A 16,490-nucleotide genomic window follows, 5' to 3' on the forward strand; every position below is an offset into this window, starting at 1 on the left:
CAAGCTTGTACTAGCTTTTAGAAGGTATAACGTACTCCAACCTGCATATTCCAGGTGTTACGTACATCAAACCACTTGCGATATGCTGTTTCCGGCAATACGGTTTGCCCATCTATGTTTACACTATTCATTGTAAATGTTGGTTTACCATCAGCTGTAACGCTGGCAACATTCAATAATGAGTAATTAAAGCTCGAACCACTGTTTAGCTCCTGTCTCAGGCCCCAACCTGAATTAAGCATATTACCAAAATTCATGATATCTACACTAAGCTGCAGGGAATGACGGTTTTTACCAACATTGGTAAAAATATCCTGCAATACTCTCAGGTCAAATCGGTTGAACCAAGGCAGAAGACCAGCATTACGTGAAACATAACCACCTTTAGCATCTCTCAACTCTTTGTTATTCTCAACAAACTTATCATAGGCAGCACGTTGCTCTTCCGGCGAAGCTGTCAACATTACTGTTCCTGCTGTATTTCTTACAGTCAAAGGAGCAAAGGTCAACTCAGAAGAACTGTTAGGAACATACATCAAATCCAAACTTACACCGTCTCTGTTGATATCACCAGAATAAGTGTATGCAAAGCGACCTGCACTGGTTCCCTGATAGAACAGAGATATAGAAGTAGCCAAGTGATTTGCATATTCAAGTCTGTATGAAAGGCTACCCACCACACGGTGAGGAATAGCATACTGAGATTGGCTCAGCAACATTTCGTTAGGATCATTGATAGAATAGTTATTAGACCATGCAGAGTTTGCGGCAGAACCTGGGTTACCACTGATATCTTTTGCATTGCTCGTGCTGTAGAACAGCGATCCGTAGAAACCTCTTCTTGCAGGAAGCGTCAAGCCCAACGAAAGTGCTGATGAATAACCTTTGCTTGTGTTACTCAACACAGGTACAATAGCACCGGTAGCAGGGTTATAAGTTGCATTTGCAGCACCATTCCAGAAGTCACGTGTATCTCCTGAATAAGTCATTTTAGCAGTCGCTCTCTTTCTGTTTGCGTTGTATTGATACGTAGCGTTGATATCTTTTGAATAAATGTAATCAATAGTTGCGACCAAAGGAGTTCCAGCGATTTTGTAATCTATACCAATGTTAGATCTCCAAACCTGAGGCATTTTAAAGTTTTTGTCAATAAGAGCCACAGTTCCGGGAGCAGTCGTTCCTGGTTGTTTAGGGAAACGGTCTGGCAATTGATTAACCCAATACAAAGGATCAGGATTAAAGCCTGTAATTAATGCCTGCGTTGCGGCGTTAACTGGTTCGAACGTGTTTTGCAATACACCTGAGTTAGATGGTTGGTTGGTGAACCAAACGAAAGGAATAACCCCCGTGAAGATACCAGTACCTCCACGCAATTGTAGTGAACGATCTCCAAATACATCATAATTTATGCCTAAACGTGGAGAGAATAAAGGCTTACTTGTAGGCCATGTTTTGGTAGAGAATGTCGTCTCATTACCATCTCTGTCAAGCAATTTCAAGTTATCGATTGCAGGGTTATTCAATGGCTCATCAAAGAAGAATGGCATGTCAGCTCTAACGCCTAATGTCAGGTTTAATCTGTCAGTAACTGCAAATTTATCCTGAACATATAGACCACCAAGGCCAAAATTCACCGTCGCCCAGGTATCGTTCTGGAATGGGTAGGTAACACCATAAACTGAAGGAGCTTTGCTTGTCAGGAAATCCTGAACAGAGTTATACCTGTAATATGACGTTCCCAAACGAACATAGCTGTTTTCAAACTTCATCATCTCGAAGCTTGCACCCGCTGTGAAAGTATGTTTCCCGGCCAGGAATGTTACGTTATCTACAAAAGAGAGGTTGTTGTTTTTCATACCATTGTTGTATGAGAACAACTCAGTACCAAAACTCATGTAATTTTTGCCACCTTCCCAGATATCAACCATTGGGAACAATGCACCAGGAGTTGAGCGGCTAGACTCAATATAACTGTAAGTAGCCAGTAGCTGATTAGACCATCTTGATCCAAAACTGCTGTTCAATTCAGCGGTGAGCGAGCGAACAATGTTCTTCTGTGCATAATTTGCATTTTCGAATGCTATCGATTCTTTACTGATCCTTGCATTACTTGAACGTGGGTTTGGACCGGAAGAGGCATTCGTTCCCTCATCGTTCGAACCTACAACCTGATTGTAACGTAGTGTAAATTTGTGCTTATTGCTGATGTTCCAGTCTATACGGGCAAGAAACTTTGTATTCTCATTCTTGTATTCATTCGCATAGTTTTCATACCGACCAGGCTCATATTGATACTGACTTCTTAGGAAGTTCCCAACCGCGTCAAGATCTTCAGCACGAACATTTGTTACATTAGTACCTGTGTTTCCACCACGCGAAGCAACCCAGTTGTTACCAGGAAATACGTTCTGCTCTCTCTCGAAATTTCCGAAAAAGAAAAGCTTGTTTTTGACAATAGCACCACCAAGACGCGCACCGAAAACCTTATTACTTGATTTAGCAGCCTCATCAAGAGGCTCTCCGTTAACATTTTTACCGTTGAAGTTCTGATTTCTGTAAAATCCGTAAACTGAACCAGTCAATTGGTTTGTACCACTACGTGTTACAGCATTTACACCAGCCCCGGTAAAGCCAGACTGACGTACATCAAATGGTGCAATATTTACCTGTACTTCCTGAATCGCATCCAAAGATATAGGCTGTGCACTTCCACCTGGAAGCAAATCGCTACTTAGACCAAAACCATTGCTGAAGTTAGCTCCATCAATTGTTACCCTGTTCAAACGAGCATCACGACCGGCAAAACTTGTTCCGTTTGCCTGAGGCGTTAGACGTGTGAAATCTGTTAATCCCCTTGAAATAGTTGGCAAAGAGCTCAATTGCTTAGCATTGATATTGGTAGATGCACCGGTACGCTCTTCTCCGAACACATCTCCACGAGCTGTACTCACCACCACTTCACTCAGCTCGGTACCTTCGTCCGACATCTTAATGTCAACAATTGCGGTAGAACCAAGATCTGCAACGATATTGGTCATCGATTGCTCCTTGTATCCTATGTAAGTCACAGTAACCTTATAAGGACCACCTACACGAACGGTAGGAAATGCATAACGTCCTGTTTCGTTAGTGAGGATACCGTATTGAGTACCGGATGGCTCATGCACGGCCTGAACCGTAGCTCCGGGAAGGCCTTCACCTTTATCGTCTGTAATCCGACCACTGATTGTGGACGTTGTTACCTGCGCCATGACGTGACCGCCTAGCAAGGTCAATGAAAACACGAACAGCGCTGTGAACGCTGCCCTGAAAAGTAAACTTTTCCTGTTCATAAAATTTGGGAATTTGTTTGAAATTTGTGACAGGATCCTGCATGGACCGATGAACTAATTGCAACCGTAAAATAAGTTTATTTTTCTGGCATAACCAAAGTGCCCAATCCTACTAAAATGCTATACTATTGCATATAATCGGCATATTTATTAGAATAATACAGATTTGTACACTTAAAATAACACCGTGATCTATGTTAAATTTTCGTTAACAATATGCCTGAAAAATGCTTTTCTTTCCAACAATTACTGGCGACCTTTACCGCTATTGCAACAAATGGCATTTATGTATTGAATTTTGTTAATGATCATTTAACGTAAAGTGCTTTAAATGACCGTAAAAATTATTTAAGTAACCGTTGATATTTTTTTCAGAATGAACCTTAATTATAAAAAATTTGGTGAAAATGGACCTGCCATTGTTATACTTCACGGTGTATTCGGATTTTTAGATAACTGGTTAACAGTGGGAAAGGCCATAGCAGATCGTGGATTTCAGGTATATCTGGTAGATCAGCGTAATCATGGAAGATCACCGCATGAAGGGGCACTGAACTATGAAACCTTCGCAAAGGATCTCGAAGAATTTATCGCTCAGCAGGAATTGGAAAATCCCGTTTTACTAGGGCATTCTATGGGAGGTAAGACAGTCATGGAATATGCTGTGCGGTATCCGGATACTTTTTCGAAGCTCGTTGTAGTTGATATAGGTCCCAAGGCTTATCCTGTACACCATAAAAAAATTCTGGAGGGATTAAATCAAATCCCGGTTGATAAGATTGAGAACCGCCAAGAGGCAGATGAAGCTTTGGCAGAGTACGAGCCGATCCCGGCTGTCCGCCAGTTTTTACTTAAAAACCTGTACAGAAAGGACGAAGGTGGATTTGCCTGGAGATTTAATTTGCCCCTGCTTTCGACTGATATGGCCAATGTGGGGCAGGCAATTACGACAGATACGCCGGTTACTATTCCTACGCTCTTCATGCGGGGCGATCGCTCAGATTACATTCTTGATGAAGATTGGGATGGAATACAGCAAATATTTACGGATTCTAAACTGGACACCATTTCGAATTCGGGACACTGGATACAGGCTGAGCAACCGAAGGCATTTCTGGAAAGCCTTTTCAATTTCCTCAATTGATATATCAAAAATTACGTGTGCCGTGGCCCATCTAGCGGCGCACATATTTAAGTCTTTCGCCTTTGCAATAAGTAATAATCAGCTGATCGGTTCGCAGCTCCATATCCCATACCGCACAATATTCGCAATTAATAACCGCACAAGCAGCATTAACATACTTTGCGGCAGGTTCTGGTAAGTTCCACAAGTGCCCGTTCAAATAATAAGATTTCGGAGCGCAGCATACCTGCAGGCTATCCGATGTCAGCATAGTGCCATCATTTAAAAGAATTCGGATATCTTTGGCAGTCCCGTTTGCATTCACCCAATATTTTTTCCCGTATGGCCCTGTCTCTATCTCACTCAGGTGCCAGGCCCCTGTCGATGCACTGTTCAGCGAATCAAAATGAGGTGAATCTGCGCTATCCTTGCTACAGGCAGATACGATGAATAAAAGGAGTAAAATAAATAGTTGTCGTAACATTACATTTAACTTTGCTTGTTGATAAGATACCTTTTCCGCTCCAAAGGTTGGAAGTGAATAAAAATATGTAGTATGAAAAACCAACAAGTACCGTGCCTTTACCTGATACCATGCCCGTTGGCAGAAGATACAAATGACAAAGTGCTCAGCCCTTCAATCAAAGAAACCATACTTGAACTTGACATTTTCTTTGTTGAGAATGTACGTACGGCGAGGCGTTTTATCAGCAGCCTTAAATTGGGAAAAGTAATTGATAATCTTACTTTTTTCGAGCTAAACAAAGATACTCCGGAAGAGGAAACGCGTCAGCAACTACTTCACCTGCAAGGCGATGCAGGTATCATATCCGAAGCCGGCTGCCCGGGAGTGGCTGATCCCGGAGCTGTTGCAGTCAAGCTGGCACATCAGCTTTCCGTACCGGTAGTTCCTCTTGTGGGGCCATCTTCCATTCTGCTTGCATTAATGGCTTCCGGCATGAGCGGACAGTCTTTCGTGTTTCACGGCTATCTTCCCATCGACAAAACGCTGAGGAAAAAAAATATCCAACAACTGGAAAGGGATGCAAATGGAAAACGTCAGACACAAATTTTCATGGAAACACCGTTCCGCAACAATCAGTTATTGGATGCTGTTTTAGAGACCTGTCAGCCTGAAACCATGCTATCAATATCTTCTAACCTTACCGCACCGGATGAATTGGTGAAGGCTTTGCCCATCAAACAATGGCGTAAACAAAAACCAGATTTACATAAGAAGCCAACTATTTTTATCATTGGGTAGCTCTGACCACAGGTATACTATTTTTTAGATATCTCAACAGAAAAGTAAAGCTCAACAAACGCTTATCATTATGCGGAAATGGATGTTTATGATGGGTATTCTTCTTTTAACAGGAATATACTCATGCAACAATGACACCAAATTAAATGGTGTCATTACAGTTAACTCAGAATTTCAGTCTGAGTCAGGCCCTGACAACAATGGTTGGACCGGCCACTTTGCGGAATACAGTACCAAAACCAGCGACAGTATTCTGAACATGCAAGCCGGTGTGGCCAGGTTACCTGCTCCACTGGATACTACACGGTACTCGTTTCGTATGCAAAGCAACAACCGGAGTGATGATATGTTTATGTTTCTCAGGAAGCAGGTGACCGGACTGAAGCCAAACCAGCAATACAGGGTAACTATAGATATAAGCCTGGCTACACAGTACCCGGATAGCAGCTTCGGAATTGGTGGTTCTCCCGGAAGTTCTGTTTACATCAAAGCAGGGGCTTCGCCGAATGAGCCGGTAGTTTCACTTGACAAGGATTTTTACAATGTGAATATTAATAAGGGCAACCAATCTACCGGAGGCACAGAAATGTATGTACTAGGTAATGTAGTCAACGGATCAGACAGAACTGTGTACCGCCTTGTTTCCAGGTCCAATGCAGACAATCCTGTAGTCGTACGTACCAATGAAGACGGGCATCTATGGCTGTGTGTGGGTACCGATTCCGGGTTTGAAGGCTTAACCATACTCTATTACGAAAGAATCACAGCCACACTTACGTTGGTGGAATAGTATGAAGTGTTGTGTGAATAAATCTTGTTTTAAAAACTGTTCGTAACTTCGCCGACTGTATTCCAGCATTCTGAACCGATTTACCTTATCAATGATACATATAAAATCATTCACATTTAATCCTTTTTCCGAAAATACCTACGTTCTCAGTGACGAGACCAAAGAAGCGATCATAATTGATCCCGGCTGTCACAACAGAACCGAATTAACGGAATTGTATCAGTACATAGAAGCACATTCGCTGAAACCTGTCGGTATTATGAATACACATGCGCATATCGACCATGTGCTTGGTGTGGAAGCTGTTAAAGTAAAGTATCAGATTCCTTTTTATCTGCATCAGTTAGACGAACCGCTTTTGAAAGCAGTTAAATCCTATGCATCCAACTACGGGTTTCCCGGATTCGATGAACCCGCCATTGATGGTTATTTAAATCCAGGAGAGAAAATCAGTTTTGGCACATCACAACTGGACATACTTTTCGTACCGGGCCATGCTCCGGGACATGTTGCATTTGTAAGTCATGAACAGCAGTTTGTAATTGGCGGCGATGTATTGTTTCGCCAAAGCATAGGCCGCACAGACTTGCCTGGTGGTAATTTTGATGTGTTGATCGACAGTATCAAAACGCAACTGTTTACATTAGGTGATGCATATCAGGTTTATGCAGGACATATGGGTCCCACCACCATAGGTTTTGAAAAAAAGAATAACCCATTTTTAAAATAGCTGTTGCCAGCACCGGTTATATGATCCGTAAAAATATTCCAAATGCATTGACCTGTGGCAATCTGCTTTGTGGCTGTATAGGTGTGGTTGAGGTGTTTCACAATAACATTTTGCTTTCGTGTCTGCTAATCGGCATAGCCTTGGTCTTCGATTTTTTTGACGGTTTTGTAGCACGTTTACTGAAAGTGAGCTCACCCATTGGCCGCGACCTGGATTCCCTCGCAGATATGGTTACATTTGGTCTTTTACCCTCTGTCATTATTTATCAGCTGCTGATGCAGAGTATTCCTGATCTGATGGGAATTTGGAAAGCTTACCCTGCTTTTTTAATTGCAATTTTCTCAGCAATCAGACTGGCTAAATTTAATAATGATCCACGGCAGAGCGACTCGTTTATTGGAGTGCCCACACCCGCCAATGCCATGCTGATCGCCTCTCTCCCAGTGATCCTTCACTTTCACAGAGAAGAATGGGAATCACTGATTATCAATACAAACAATCTCCTCATATTAACGTTAGTCATGTCATTTTTGCTAGTAGCAGAAATTCCCTTGCTTGCGCTCAAGTTCAAATCCTTTGGATGGAAAGGAAATGAAGTTCGTTTCATTTTTATAGTAGTAAGTTTGACATTGCTACTTACACTGAAGATAATCGCTATCCCCGTAATTATTATGTTCTATATAAGTTTGTCATTGCTTAATAACCTCATCTCAAACAAGTAAATGTGCGTAGAATGGCAGGTTTATTATTTTTTTATTTCATTTGTGATCATGTTGTAATAATGCGTTTTCGCGAAGGTACAACGCTACTAAATCTCCTAAATTCCTGATATGACTTTTTCCCGTATTACCGGTCTGGGCTATTATGTCCCTGAAAACGTAGTTACAAACAATGATCTTTCTCAATGGATGGAGACTTCCGATGAATGGATTCAGGAACGTACAGGAATTCGGGAACGTCGTTTTTTTGAATATGGAAAAGATACCAACTACAGTATGGCTACTGCCGCATCACGCCAGGCTTTGGAGCGGGCGGGAATTAGTGCCAATGATGTAGATGTAATTATCTATGCGACTATCACACCCGACTATTTTTTCCCAGGATCTGCTTTTTTGATGCAGCGTGAATTACAGATGGACGGAAAGCCTGTGATTGATATTCGCCAGCAATGTTCAGGATTTGTATATGCACTTTCTATTGCTGATCAGTTTATAAAGACCGGCATGTATAAAACTGCGCTGGTAGTCGGAGCTGAAATTCAGTCCTCGTGGATTGACAAAAGTACAGCCGGAAGAAACACAGCCGTTATATTTGGAGATGGCGCCGGCGCTGCGGTAGTTCAGGCAACAGAAAATCCTGCACACTCCATTCTATCTACACACCTCCATGCCGACGGCCGCTATGCCGAAGAATTATACGTAAAGGATCCGGGCAGCAGCCGTCCTGATCGCCCCGTAACACAGGAGTTACTGGACTTAGGTGGTTTCAACGTCTATATGAACGGCAATGCTGTTTTTAAACATGCTATTGTGAAATTCGGAGAAGTTATCCAGGAAGCATTGGATAGCAACGGATATACAGCTTCAGATGTTAATCTTCTGGTGCCCCACCAGGCTAACATTCGGATCAGTGACTATGTCAGACAACAAATGGGACTTACAGAAGAGCAGGTCATCAATAATATCCAACGGTTCGGAAATACTACAGCTGCATCTATACCTATTGCTATGGCAGAAGCATGGGAAAACGGAAAATTCAAGGAAGGAGATTTAGTATGCCTTGCAGCATTTGGAAGCGGGTTTACGTGGGCTTCTGCACTTATACGATGGTAATATTGCAGCGGTTACTTAACTAATATTGTCCTGAAGCCAGCATCACCAATGTGCAGCCATATACTGGTATGATATTTTTAGAACGCAGCATAATTTCAAACTCAGGGTTTTCAGTTCCCGGATTGAAAATGACACGTTTGGGTTCCAGGGAAATAATGTAGTCGTAGTATTCGGTTTGGTGGCTTGGATTGATATACAGCGTAATAGTATCTATGTCTGGCCAATTAATCTTTTCCAAATGAATGTCCTGACCTAACACTGTACCTTTCCTTCGGCCCAGCAAAAAAATAGAGTGACCCATTGCAGTTAGCCTTTGTGCAGCTAGGTAAGCGTACCTGGATGGATTGGAAGAAGCTCCGAGAATTAAGGTGTTCTTCATGTGTGTTATCAGATGTAGAAAGTGAGAATTAATTTCATCAAATACAAGAAACAGCCTGCTGGCCCAAAATGTTTCAGCATGATGAAAAATAACGAGATAAAGCAATATCAAAAATATTACCTGAAAAAAAATGAGCGAATCAAATATAAGTCGGAGTTTCTGGAATGAAAAGTGGGAAAAAATAAGGTTCGACGATATCGAAAATGCTCCCCATTATGAAGTTTCAAATTATGGTAGACTGAAAAGCTTTCAGAATAATCCTAAAGACGGGGCAGTTATCAAAGGTTCGGTGATACAGGGTTATCGGTCGTTAAACATACGAGTTAGTGGAGGTAAAACGATTAACCGCTATGTTCATAAGCTTGTGGCAGAGTATTTCGTGGACAAGGCAAGTGATGATCACACGTTCGTTATTCATGTAGATTTTGAAAAACAGAATAACTACTATGAGAACCTCAAGTGGGTAACCAAAACTGAGATGATTGATCACAACAGAGAAAATCCTGCATTTATTAACCGGGTTATTCCTAAGAGGACTAAAAACTACAAGCTTACAGAAAGCAAGGTGAGAATCATCAAAAAGTTATTGAAGAACGACAATAACCGTCTAAAAATGATTGCGAAGCAGTTTGGCATCACCCATACACAACTTAACCGTATCAGGTCAGGAGAAAACTGGAAACATGTAACGATTGAAGATTAACGATGTATACTATTCACTTCTCAGAAAGCGTGGAAACCGTATAACCGCTGCCGTTCATACCTTCCTCATAGTCCACGGAAAGGCCCACTACGTACATCAGATGTCGGCGGTCGATATATACCCGTATACCATCTACCATATACAACTGGTCAAATTCCGACCGGGTGTCAAAACCCAGTAGAAAAGTACCGCTACAGGCACCACCCTTTAAACCTACTCTTAGTCCGTAGGTATCTGGTATTTTATTGGCCTGCAAAGTTGAAATAATTTCTTCCCGTGCTGCTTCAGTAATTGTGATCGGATTTTCCATGAAATAAAAACGCATTAAAGCTAGCTAACGTGAAATTACTTTATGGAATTCGTTTTCTTCAAATATTCTTCTGAGTAATACAAGTTATCTTGTAATTTTGGCTTTTTTAACTCAAATTATCCTTGTTCTTTACAATGGAGTACTATCTGATCATCACCACTATCCTGCTTGGCCTGGCCGTTATTTACGGCGTCTATCTGACGATTACAAAAGTCGCTGATAAAATAATAGTAAAACAACAAATTGATGCAAGAAGAAAACATACAGATCTGACATTGCCTCTTCGCCTGCAGGCGTATGAGCGTATGTCAATATTTCTGGAAAGGATAAGCCCGTCCAGTCTGTTGCTACGCCTTGCACCTGTAGCAACCAATGCGTTGGAATTACAACAAATTTTATTGAACGATATCCGTGAGGAATACAACCATAATGTGGCACAACAGATTTACATCAGCAATGATGTTTGGGAACAAATTGGCCTGGCTATGAATGAAGTGGTTGCAGATATCAACAATGCATCAGCACAGGTTTCACCGGAAGCGCCCGCTACGGATTTAGGCAAAAAGATTTTTTCGATTGTAATAGCACGAGATGTTCAGCCTACCACCCATGCACTGAAAATTCTCAAAGATGAGGTTCGGGAAATCTTCTGATTGGTGATATTGAACTAATTGACTTTATTTAATCTTATTATTTGCTGAGTCGCGGAAATAAATTCCCGATATGCATTTCATTATTTATTCAACTTGACCTGGAGATTGGACAGCTATGCTGTTCATCATTTATAAATAAGCATGTTATATCCTGCTACATTAGAGCAAAAACTTGGTTTCGATAAACTACGTGACTGGCTCAGAGAGGCCTGCATCAGCACACTAGGCCAGTACTTTGTTGAAAAGATCAGATTTTCAGACAATTTTGGTCTGGTGGAGAAACTGGTTAGCCAAACCGCCGAAATGAAAAAAATTCTGGAGATCGGAGAAAACTTCCCTTCACAGAACTATATAGATGCTACCCCGTATCTGAAACGCGCTGCCATCGAAGGAATGTTGCTTACGCAAAGTGAATTTTCAGATTTGAAAGTGTCATTACACACCATCAAACTTTGCATCAGTTTCTTTGGAAATCAGGAAGAAGACGCCTACCCGTTGCTTGCCGAATATGCAAAAAATGTACGCATTGATAGGGCAATTACCGATGCCATTGAAAAGATCATTGACGATCGAGGACAAATTCGTGACTCCGCATCGCCCGAACTTTCCAGAATACGCCAGAAATTAATTTCGGAACAGGCAGGAATCAGAAAAAAACTGGATACCATGTTGCGTTCGGCCAAAAGTAATGGTTGGGTGAGTGATGATGTATCCCTTACCATACGTAATGGCAGAATGGTAATCCCGGTCGCTGCCGAACATAAAAGGAAACTTAAAGGATTTATCCACGACGAATCTGCTACCGGACAAACCGTATTTATAGAACCTACTGATGTCTTTGAGTCTAACAACGAAATTCGTGAGCTGGAATATGAAGAACGCAGAGAAATTAACAGAATTCTGCTCGAACTAACCAGCAAGCTACGCCCATTCGTTCCTGACTTGCAGAAGGCCTATCAGTTTCTTGGTTTGATGGATTTCCTGCGGGCAAAGGCGAAACTTGCTCAGCAAATGAGTGCAATCAGCCCGGAGTTTTACAACCGGCAGTTTATACAATGGTCTGAAGCAAGGCATCCTCTGCTCCATCTTTCTTTTCAGAAGCAAGGGAAAAAGGTTATTCCGCTGAATATTGAACTGAAAGAAAAAGAGCGAATTTTGATTGTATCCGGACCCAATGCCGGTGGTAAGTCTGTTTCTTTAAAAACCGTCGGCCTCATTCAATATATGTTCCAATGCGGACTTCTGGTTCCTATGCGGGAGGATTCTTCCATGGGATTTTTCCAAAATATCTTTATTGATATCGGTGATGAGCAGTCATTGGAAAATGACCTGAGTACCTATAGCTCTCACCTGACCAACATGCGTCATTTCCTGACCATGGCCAATAAGCGGACATTGTTCCTGATTGATGAGTTTGGCACAGGTACAGAACCCGGATTGGGAGGAGCTATCGCCGAAGCCATTCTGGAAGATTTAACGAAATCGGGTGCATTCGGTGTAATTAATACACATTATACAAACCTGAAAGTATTAGCGGATAAAACCGAGGGACTGGTGAATGGTGCCATGCGCTTTGACGGCGAACACATGGAACCTCTCTACCAGCTTGAAATAGGCCGTCCGGGAAGTTCATTCGCTTTCGAAATTGCTTCTAAGATCGGACTTCCAAAGACTGTTGTAAACCGTGCGAAAGAAAAGCTGGGTACGCAGCAGGTTAACTTTGAGAAGCTGTTAAAAGAACTGGATATCGAAAGACGCGTATTTTCGGAGAAAAATATTGAGCTGGGTATCAAGGAACGTAAGCTTTCCCAACAGCTGGAAGATTATAATAGGTTAAAAACCAAGCTTGAAACCAACGAGAAGAAAATCGTAAATGAGGCTAAGCAAAAAGCTAAAACGCTGATTGCCGATGCCAACCAAATGATTGAAAATACGATCCGGGAAATAAAAGAAAACAAAGCTGAAAAGGAAAAGACCAAAACTGTCAGACAAAATCTGGAAAAGTTTGGCAAGACAAGCCTGCAAACTGAAGTAATTCCTGACCAGGAAAAGCCCGAAGACATTTACGAACCGGAAGAAGGTGCTATTATTCCGGGCAGCTATGTACGAATATCCGGACAAACAGCAATCGGTGAGGTGATATCGATCAGAGGCAAAGATGCTGAAATACGTATTGGCGACCTCAAATCAACCATCAAACTTAATCGCCTGGAAAGAGTCAGCAGGAAGACTTATAGAGATGCCACAGGCGAAAAGAAACTCAAAACGAGCGCAAAAGGTGTTGATCTGAATGAGCGAATGATGAATTTTAGCTTTAATCTGGATATGCGTGGTCGTCGTGGTGAAGAAGCACTGGGCATGGTGGATCAGTTTATGGACAATGCTATTATGCTTGGTTATGACGAAATCCGTATTGTACATGGCAAAGGAGATGGTATTTTACGTACCCTTGTCCGCAATCATTTGCGTGGATTCCCGCAGGTAGGTGGTATGCAGGATGAGCATCCGGATCGCGGCGGTGCGGGTGTTACAATTGTTAGAATAAAATAAGTATAAAACGGTCTTCAAAAGAGATCGTTTTTGTTTAGCTAAGTTGCGATTTTAGTATTTTAAATTCTGTATTGTTTAAGATGCTATTCAAAAACTTATCCATCTCGTAAACAAAAAGGGTCGTTTCAGTAGTTGAAACGACCCTTTTTGTTACTTCATTCATCTTTTAGTGCACAGCCATCGCTTCTACATTTTCGTTTTTACGCCCCTTCATCCAGAAAAACAGGATACCGAAAAGAACGATCAACACAGCAGGGAAAGCAATCATAGTGCTCAAAGTTGCCTGACCAGCCGCCAGCGCCAACTCATCTCCTGTGAGTCCCTTTGCAGCCATTTCAGCTGTATCAGAATCGATCCATCCACCGATAATAGGTTGGAAAATTGACGTTGACAACATACCAACACCTCCGATAATGGACATACCCAAAGCTCCGCTCAATGGAACGTGCTGCGCTACAAAACCAACCATGGTTGGCCAGAAAAGGCCTACACCAAGCGCAAAAATGACAGCTGCAAGGTAGGCGGTTGGACCAGTAACTGTGCTGAACATATAGATGCCTATGGCAGTCAGAACGGATGCAGTCCAAAGGATGCCTGTAGCACCCAGTAATTTCACAACAGGAGCGGCGAAGAAACGCATCACAGCCATCAAGCCAGTAACCAATGCAAGAATCAGCATAGGACTAGCACCGCTTTTACTCATGATCAATCCTGTCCATTGCTGTGGACCAAACTCTGAAATCGCGGTAAATGCCATGCAGAAGAATATGAAAAGGAAAAGTGGGGTAAACATTGCTTTAACGTTTTCACTAATCGAGTTCACCGCATCAATAGCAGGTTTCGGGAATGCCTGTCCCCAGAAAAGGAATACGTAAATAAGTGTAGGGATCATAATTACCCAAATTTGCGCCTGCCATCCGAAGCCAAAGTCAGTCATGAATTTAGAAATAAGACTACCTACCACAATTCCACCAGGGAACCACATGTGAAAGCGGTTCAGCATTTTATTCATTTTCAATCCGGTATATGCATCGGCGATCATCGGGTTGCAAGCAGCCTCTGTACAGCCGTTACCGATTCCGATAAAGAACGTGGAGATTAAGAGTCCTGTATAACCTCCGGAATAAATGGTCATTACAATTCCGATAATGTGACAGAAAAATGCCACCTGCATAATTGTTTTGGGTCCAACACTTCTGTAAACCAATCCACCGATTACCATTGATATAGGGAATCCGAAGAAAAACATAGAGTTGATAAAGCCAAGCTGCTCAGCAGTGAGGTTAAATTCTGCACCTAACTGAGGCAGGATACCAGCGCGGATACTGAAAGAGAACGCTGTGGTAATGAGCGCAAAACAACTTGCGTTAAAGAGTCTTGTGCTGTTAATCGGTTGAGACATGTGACCAGTAAATTTGAATATAAGAATGAGATAGATTAAGAATTTGAGGTATATCTAAAATGTAAGATTTTCACAAAAAAAACAAATAGTTCTCAAATCTACTACTCAATTCGGTAGTTATACCACGTTTTTTACACTATAAATTTATATTTGTAAAAAGTAAGAGTCACTCACGGTGCACTTTTATGAACTGTTAATCTTTTCTAAACTTTAAACAAACAGGAATGTCACGAAAGATAAGAATGGGTATGATCGGTGGATCACTCGATGCATTCATCGGTGGAGTACATCGTCGTGCAGCCATCATGGATGGAGAGATTGAACTGGTTTGCGGCGTTTTCAGCTCTAATCCGGAGAAATCCAAAGAAACGGGTAAAGCCCTTTATCTGCCTGAAGACAGGGTATACAGAGATTTTGAAGAAATGATCGCGAAGGAAAAGCTGCTTCCACTAGGTGAAAGAATGGATTTCGTTTCCATCGTTACGCCTAATCACATGCATGCGGGCCCAACCAAACTGGCACTTGAAAATGGCTTTCATGTGGTTTGTGACAAGCCTGTAACGCTGAATACAGAGGAAGCGGAAGAAATCGTTAAAATAGTCGAAGAGACGGGGCTCATTTTCTGTCTGACCCACAACTATACGGGTTATCCGATGGTAAAAGAAGCAAAGGAAATGATAGCTTCCGGTGCCATTGGCAAAGTAAGAAAAGTGATTGTTGAATACCCGCAAGGCTGGCTGGCTACCTTAGTAGAAGTTACCGGCAACAAACAGGCTGCCTGGCGTACAGATCCGAGTAAGTCCGGCGCAGCAGGTGGATTAGGCGATATCGGAACTCATGCCGAAAATCTTGCTGAGTATATCACAGGTCTGAGGATTACGCAGGTGTGTGCCGACCTGACCATTTTCGTAGAAGGCCGTCAACTGGACGACGATGCTCATATTTTGCTGCGCTTTGATAATGGAGCAAAAGGCATTTTGCAAAACAGCCAGATCGCTAACGGCGAAGAAAATGACCTCAATATTCGTGTATACGGCGAAACAGGTGGATTACAATGGAAACAATTGGATCCAAATACTTTAATTCACAAGACAAACCAGGGTGCCCGCATCATCCGTACGGGAGTGGGAAATCTTTCACGCGCGGCTCAGGTACATACCCGTATACCCGCAGGACATCCCGAAGGGTATTTTGAAGCATTCGCTAATCTTTATCGTAATTTCGCCGTGCATTTACGCGCCAGATGGGAAGGGAAAAATCCCGATCCGGTTTACGACTTCCCGACCGTACATGACGGTTTGCGTGGAATGAAATTCATAGATACCGTACTGGAATCAGATAAATCTCATGAAAAATGGACTGATTTTCACCAATAGTCTCAGATAGCTGCAAGGCGGATTAATATAATACTTTATACCTTTT

15 protein-coding genes are annotated in these 16,490 nt (G+C 42.2%); 10 read left to right on the forward strand and 5 right to left on the reverse strand.

Annotation, left to right across the window (positions count from 1 at the left end; translation table 11 throughout):
* Window positions 1-17: 17 nt before the first annotated feature.
* Entirely contained in the window at window positions 18-3,332 is a 3,315-nt protein-coding gene (locus AC1XUE_RS07115) for a TonB-dependent receptor (protein ID WP_483355246.1), read from the reverse strand.
* Between the two features lie 376 nt (window positions 3,333-3,708).
* Here AC1XUE_RS07115 and AC1XUE_RS07120 point away from each other — a divergent pair, with 376 nt between their 5' ends.
* Window positions 3,709-4,476, forward strand: coding sequence for an alpha/beta fold hydrolase (locus AC1XUE_RS07120; RefSeq protein ID WP_483355247.1), 768 nt, complete (start codon window positions 3,709-3,711; stop codon window positions 4,474-4,476).
* 31 nt (window positions 4,477-4,507) lie between these two features.
* On the opposite strand, the gene AC1XUE_RS07125 is transcribed toward AC1XUE_RS07120, so the two are convergent.
* Window positions 4,508-4,939, reverse strand: a complete 432-nt coding sequence (locus AC1XUE_RS07125) for a hypothetical protein (RefSeq protein ID WP_483355248.1) — start codon at window positions 4,937-4,939, stop codon at window positions 4,508-4,510.
* A gap of 72 nt (window positions 4,940-5,011) precedes the next feature.
* On the opposite strand from AC1XUE_RS07125, the gene AC1XUE_RS07130 reads away from it, so the two are divergent.
* From AC1XUE_RS07130 to AC1XUE_RS07150, 5 genes are all read left to right on the forward strand, one after another.
* Window positions 5,012-5,719 (forward strand): SAM-dependent methyltransferase, encoded by a 708-nt coding sequence (locus AC1XUE_RS07130; RefSeq protein ID WP_483355249.1) that lies wholly within the window; start codon window positions 5,012-5,014, stop codon window positions 5,717-5,719.
* 70 nt (window positions 5,720-5,789) lie between these two features.
* A complete protein-coding gene (locus AC1XUE_RS07135; RefSeq protein ID WP_483355250.1) occupies window positions 5,790-6,509 on the forward strand; it encodes a hypothetical protein in 720 nt (239 codons plus the stop codon).
* A 91-nt stretch (window positions 6,510-6,600) separates the two neighbouring features.
* Entirely contained in the window at window positions 6,601-7,239 is a 639-nt protein-coding gene (locus AC1XUE_RS07140; protein ID WP_483355251.1) for an MBL fold metallo-hydrolase, read from the forward strand.
* Window positions 7,240-7,259: 20 nt separating this feature from the next.
* Window positions 7,260-7,961, forward strand: coding sequence for a CDP-diacylglycerol--serine O-phosphatidyltransferase (gene pssA / locus AC1XUE_RS07145; RefSeq protein WP_483355252.1), 702 nt, complete (start codon window positions 7,260-7,262; stop codon window positions 7,959-7,961).
* A 108-nt stretch (window positions 7,962-8,069) separates the two neighbouring features.
* Window positions 8,070-9,071, forward strand: coding sequence for a 3-oxoacyl-ACP synthase III family protein (locus AC1XUE_RS07150; protein ID WP_483355253.1), 1,002 nt, complete (start codon window positions 8,070-8,072; stop codon window positions 9,069-9,071).
* A gap of 19 nt (window positions 9,072-9,090) precedes the next feature.
* On the opposite strand, the gene AC1XUE_RS07155 is transcribed toward AC1XUE_RS07150, so the two are convergent.
* Window positions 9,091-9,450, reverse strand: coding sequence for a CoA-binding protein (locus tag AC1XUE_RS07155; protein ID WP_483355254.1), 360 nt, complete (start codon window positions 9,448-9,450; stop codon window positions 9,091-9,093).
* A gap of 130 nt (window positions 9,451-9,580) precedes the next feature.
* Here AC1XUE_RS07155 and AC1XUE_RS07160 point away from each other — a divergent pair, with 130 nt between their 5' ends.
* Window positions 9,581-10,153 (forward strand): NUMOD4 domain-containing protein, encoded by a 573-nt coding sequence (locus tag AC1XUE_RS07160; protein ID WP_483355255.1) that lies wholly within the window; start codon window positions 9,581-9,583, stop codon window positions 10,151-10,153.
* A 13-nt stretch (window positions 10,154-10,166) separates the two neighbouring features.
* On the opposite strand, the gene AC1XUE_RS07165 is transcribed toward AC1XUE_RS07160, so the two are convergent.
* Entirely contained in the window at window positions 10,167-10,463 is a 297-nt protein-coding gene (locus AC1XUE_RS07165) for a HesB/IscA family protein (protein WP_483355256.1), read from the reverse strand.
* Window positions 10,464-10,597: 134 nt separating this feature from the next.
* On the opposite strand from AC1XUE_RS07165, the gene AC1XUE_RS07170 reads away from it, so the two are divergent.
* Both AC1XUE_RS07170 and AC1XUE_RS07175 read left to right on the forward strand, forming a co-directional pair.
* Window positions 10,598-11,116, forward strand: coding sequence for a DUF7935 family protein (locus AC1XUE_RS07170; RefSeq protein WP_483355257.1), 519 nt, complete (start codon window positions 10,598-10,600; stop codon window positions 11,114-11,116).
* Between the two features lie 141 nt (window positions 11,117-11,257).
* Window positions 11,258-13,666 (forward strand): endonuclease MutS2, encoded by a 2,409-nt coding sequence (locus tag AC1XUE_RS07175; protein ID WP_483355258.1) that lies wholly within the window; start codon window positions 11,258-11,260, stop codon window positions 13,664-13,666.
* Between the two features lie 166 nt (window positions 13,667-13,832).
* Here AC1XUE_RS07175 and AC1XUE_RS07180 read toward each other — a convergent pair whose 3' ends face one another.
* Window positions 13,833-15,068 (reverse strand): MFS transporter, encoded by a 1,236-nt coding sequence (locus tag AC1XUE_RS07180; protein WP_483355259.1) that lies wholly within the window; start codon window positions 15,066-15,068, stop codon window positions 13,833-13,835.
* Window positions 15,069-15,310: 242 nt separating this feature from the next.
* Here AC1XUE_RS07180 and AC1XUE_RS07185 point away from each other — a divergent pair, with 242 nt between their 5' ends.
* A complete protein-coding gene (locus AC1XUE_RS07185) occupies window positions 15,311-16,444 on the forward strand; it encodes a Gfo/Idh/MocA family protein (protein ID WP_483356001.1) in 1,134 nt (377 codons plus the stop codon).
* The last annotated feature ends 46 nt before the right edge of the window (window positions 16,445-16,490 follow it).

Source organism: Dyadobacter sp. HNCC25DJ187 (assembly GCF_056895255.1).

Bases quoted from the DNA above. Each gene is read 5' to 3' on its own strand.
- AC1XUE_RS07125 (WP_483355248.1), bottom strand. From the start codon at position 4,939: ATGTTACGACAACTATTTATTTTACTCCTTTTATTCATCGTATCTGCC.
- AC1XUE_RS07160 (WP_483355255.1), top strand. From the start codon at position 9,581: ATGAGCGAATCAAATATAAGTCGGAGTTTCTGGAATGAAAAGTGGGAA.
- AC1XUE_RS07165 (WP_483355256.1), bottom strand. From the start codon at position 10,463: ATGGAAAATCCGATCACAATTACTGAAGCAGCACGGGAAGAAATTATT.
- AC1XUE_RS07135 (WP_483355250.1), top strand. From the start codon at position 5,790: ATGCGGAAATGGATGTTTATGATGGGTATTCTTCTTTTAACAGGAATA.
- pssA (WP_483355252.1), top strand. From the start codon at position 7,260: ATGATCCGTAAAAATATTCCAAATGCATTGACCTGTGGCAATCTGCTT.
- AC1XUE_RS07130 (WP_483355249.1), top strand. From the start codon at position 5,012: ATGAAAAACCAACAAGTACCGTGCCTTTACCTGATACCATGCCCGTTG.
- AC1XUE_RS07170 (WP_483355257.1), top strand. From the start codon at position 10,598: ATGGAGTACTATCTGATCATCACCACTATCCTGCTTGGCCTGGCCGTT.
- AC1XUE_RS07115 (WP_483355246.1), bottom strand. From the start codon at position 3,332: ATGAACAGGAAAAGTTTACTTTTCAGGGCAGCGTTCACAGCGCTGTTC.
- AC1XUE_RS07180 (WP_483355259.1), bottom strand. From the start codon at position 15,068: ATGTCTCAACCGATTAACAGCACAAGACTCTTTAACGCAAGTTGTTTT.
- AC1XUE_RS07120 (WP_483355247.1), top strand. From the start codon at position 3,709: ATGAACCTTAATTATAAAAAATTTGGTGAAAATGGACCTGCCATTGTT.
- AC1XUE_RS07185 (WP_483356001.1), top strand. From the start codon at position 15,311: ATGGGTATGATCGGTGGATCACTCGATGCATTCATCGGTGGAGTACAT.
- AC1XUE_RS07175 (WP_483355258.1), top strand. From the start codon at position 11,258: ATGTTATATCCTGCTACATTAGAGCAAAAACTTGGTTTCGATAAACTA.
- AC1XUE_RS07150 (WP_483355253.1), top strand. From the start codon at position 8,070: ATGACTTTTTCCCGTATTACCGGTCTGGGCTATTATGTCCCTGAAAAC.
- AC1XUE_RS07155 (WP_483355254.1), bottom strand. From the start codon at position 9,450: ATGAAGAACACCTTAATTCTCGGAGCTTCTTCCAATCCATCCAGGTAC.
- AC1XUE_RS07140 (WP_483355251.1), top strand. From the start codon at position 6,601: ATGATACATATAAAATCATTCACATTTAATCCTTTTTCCGAAAATACC.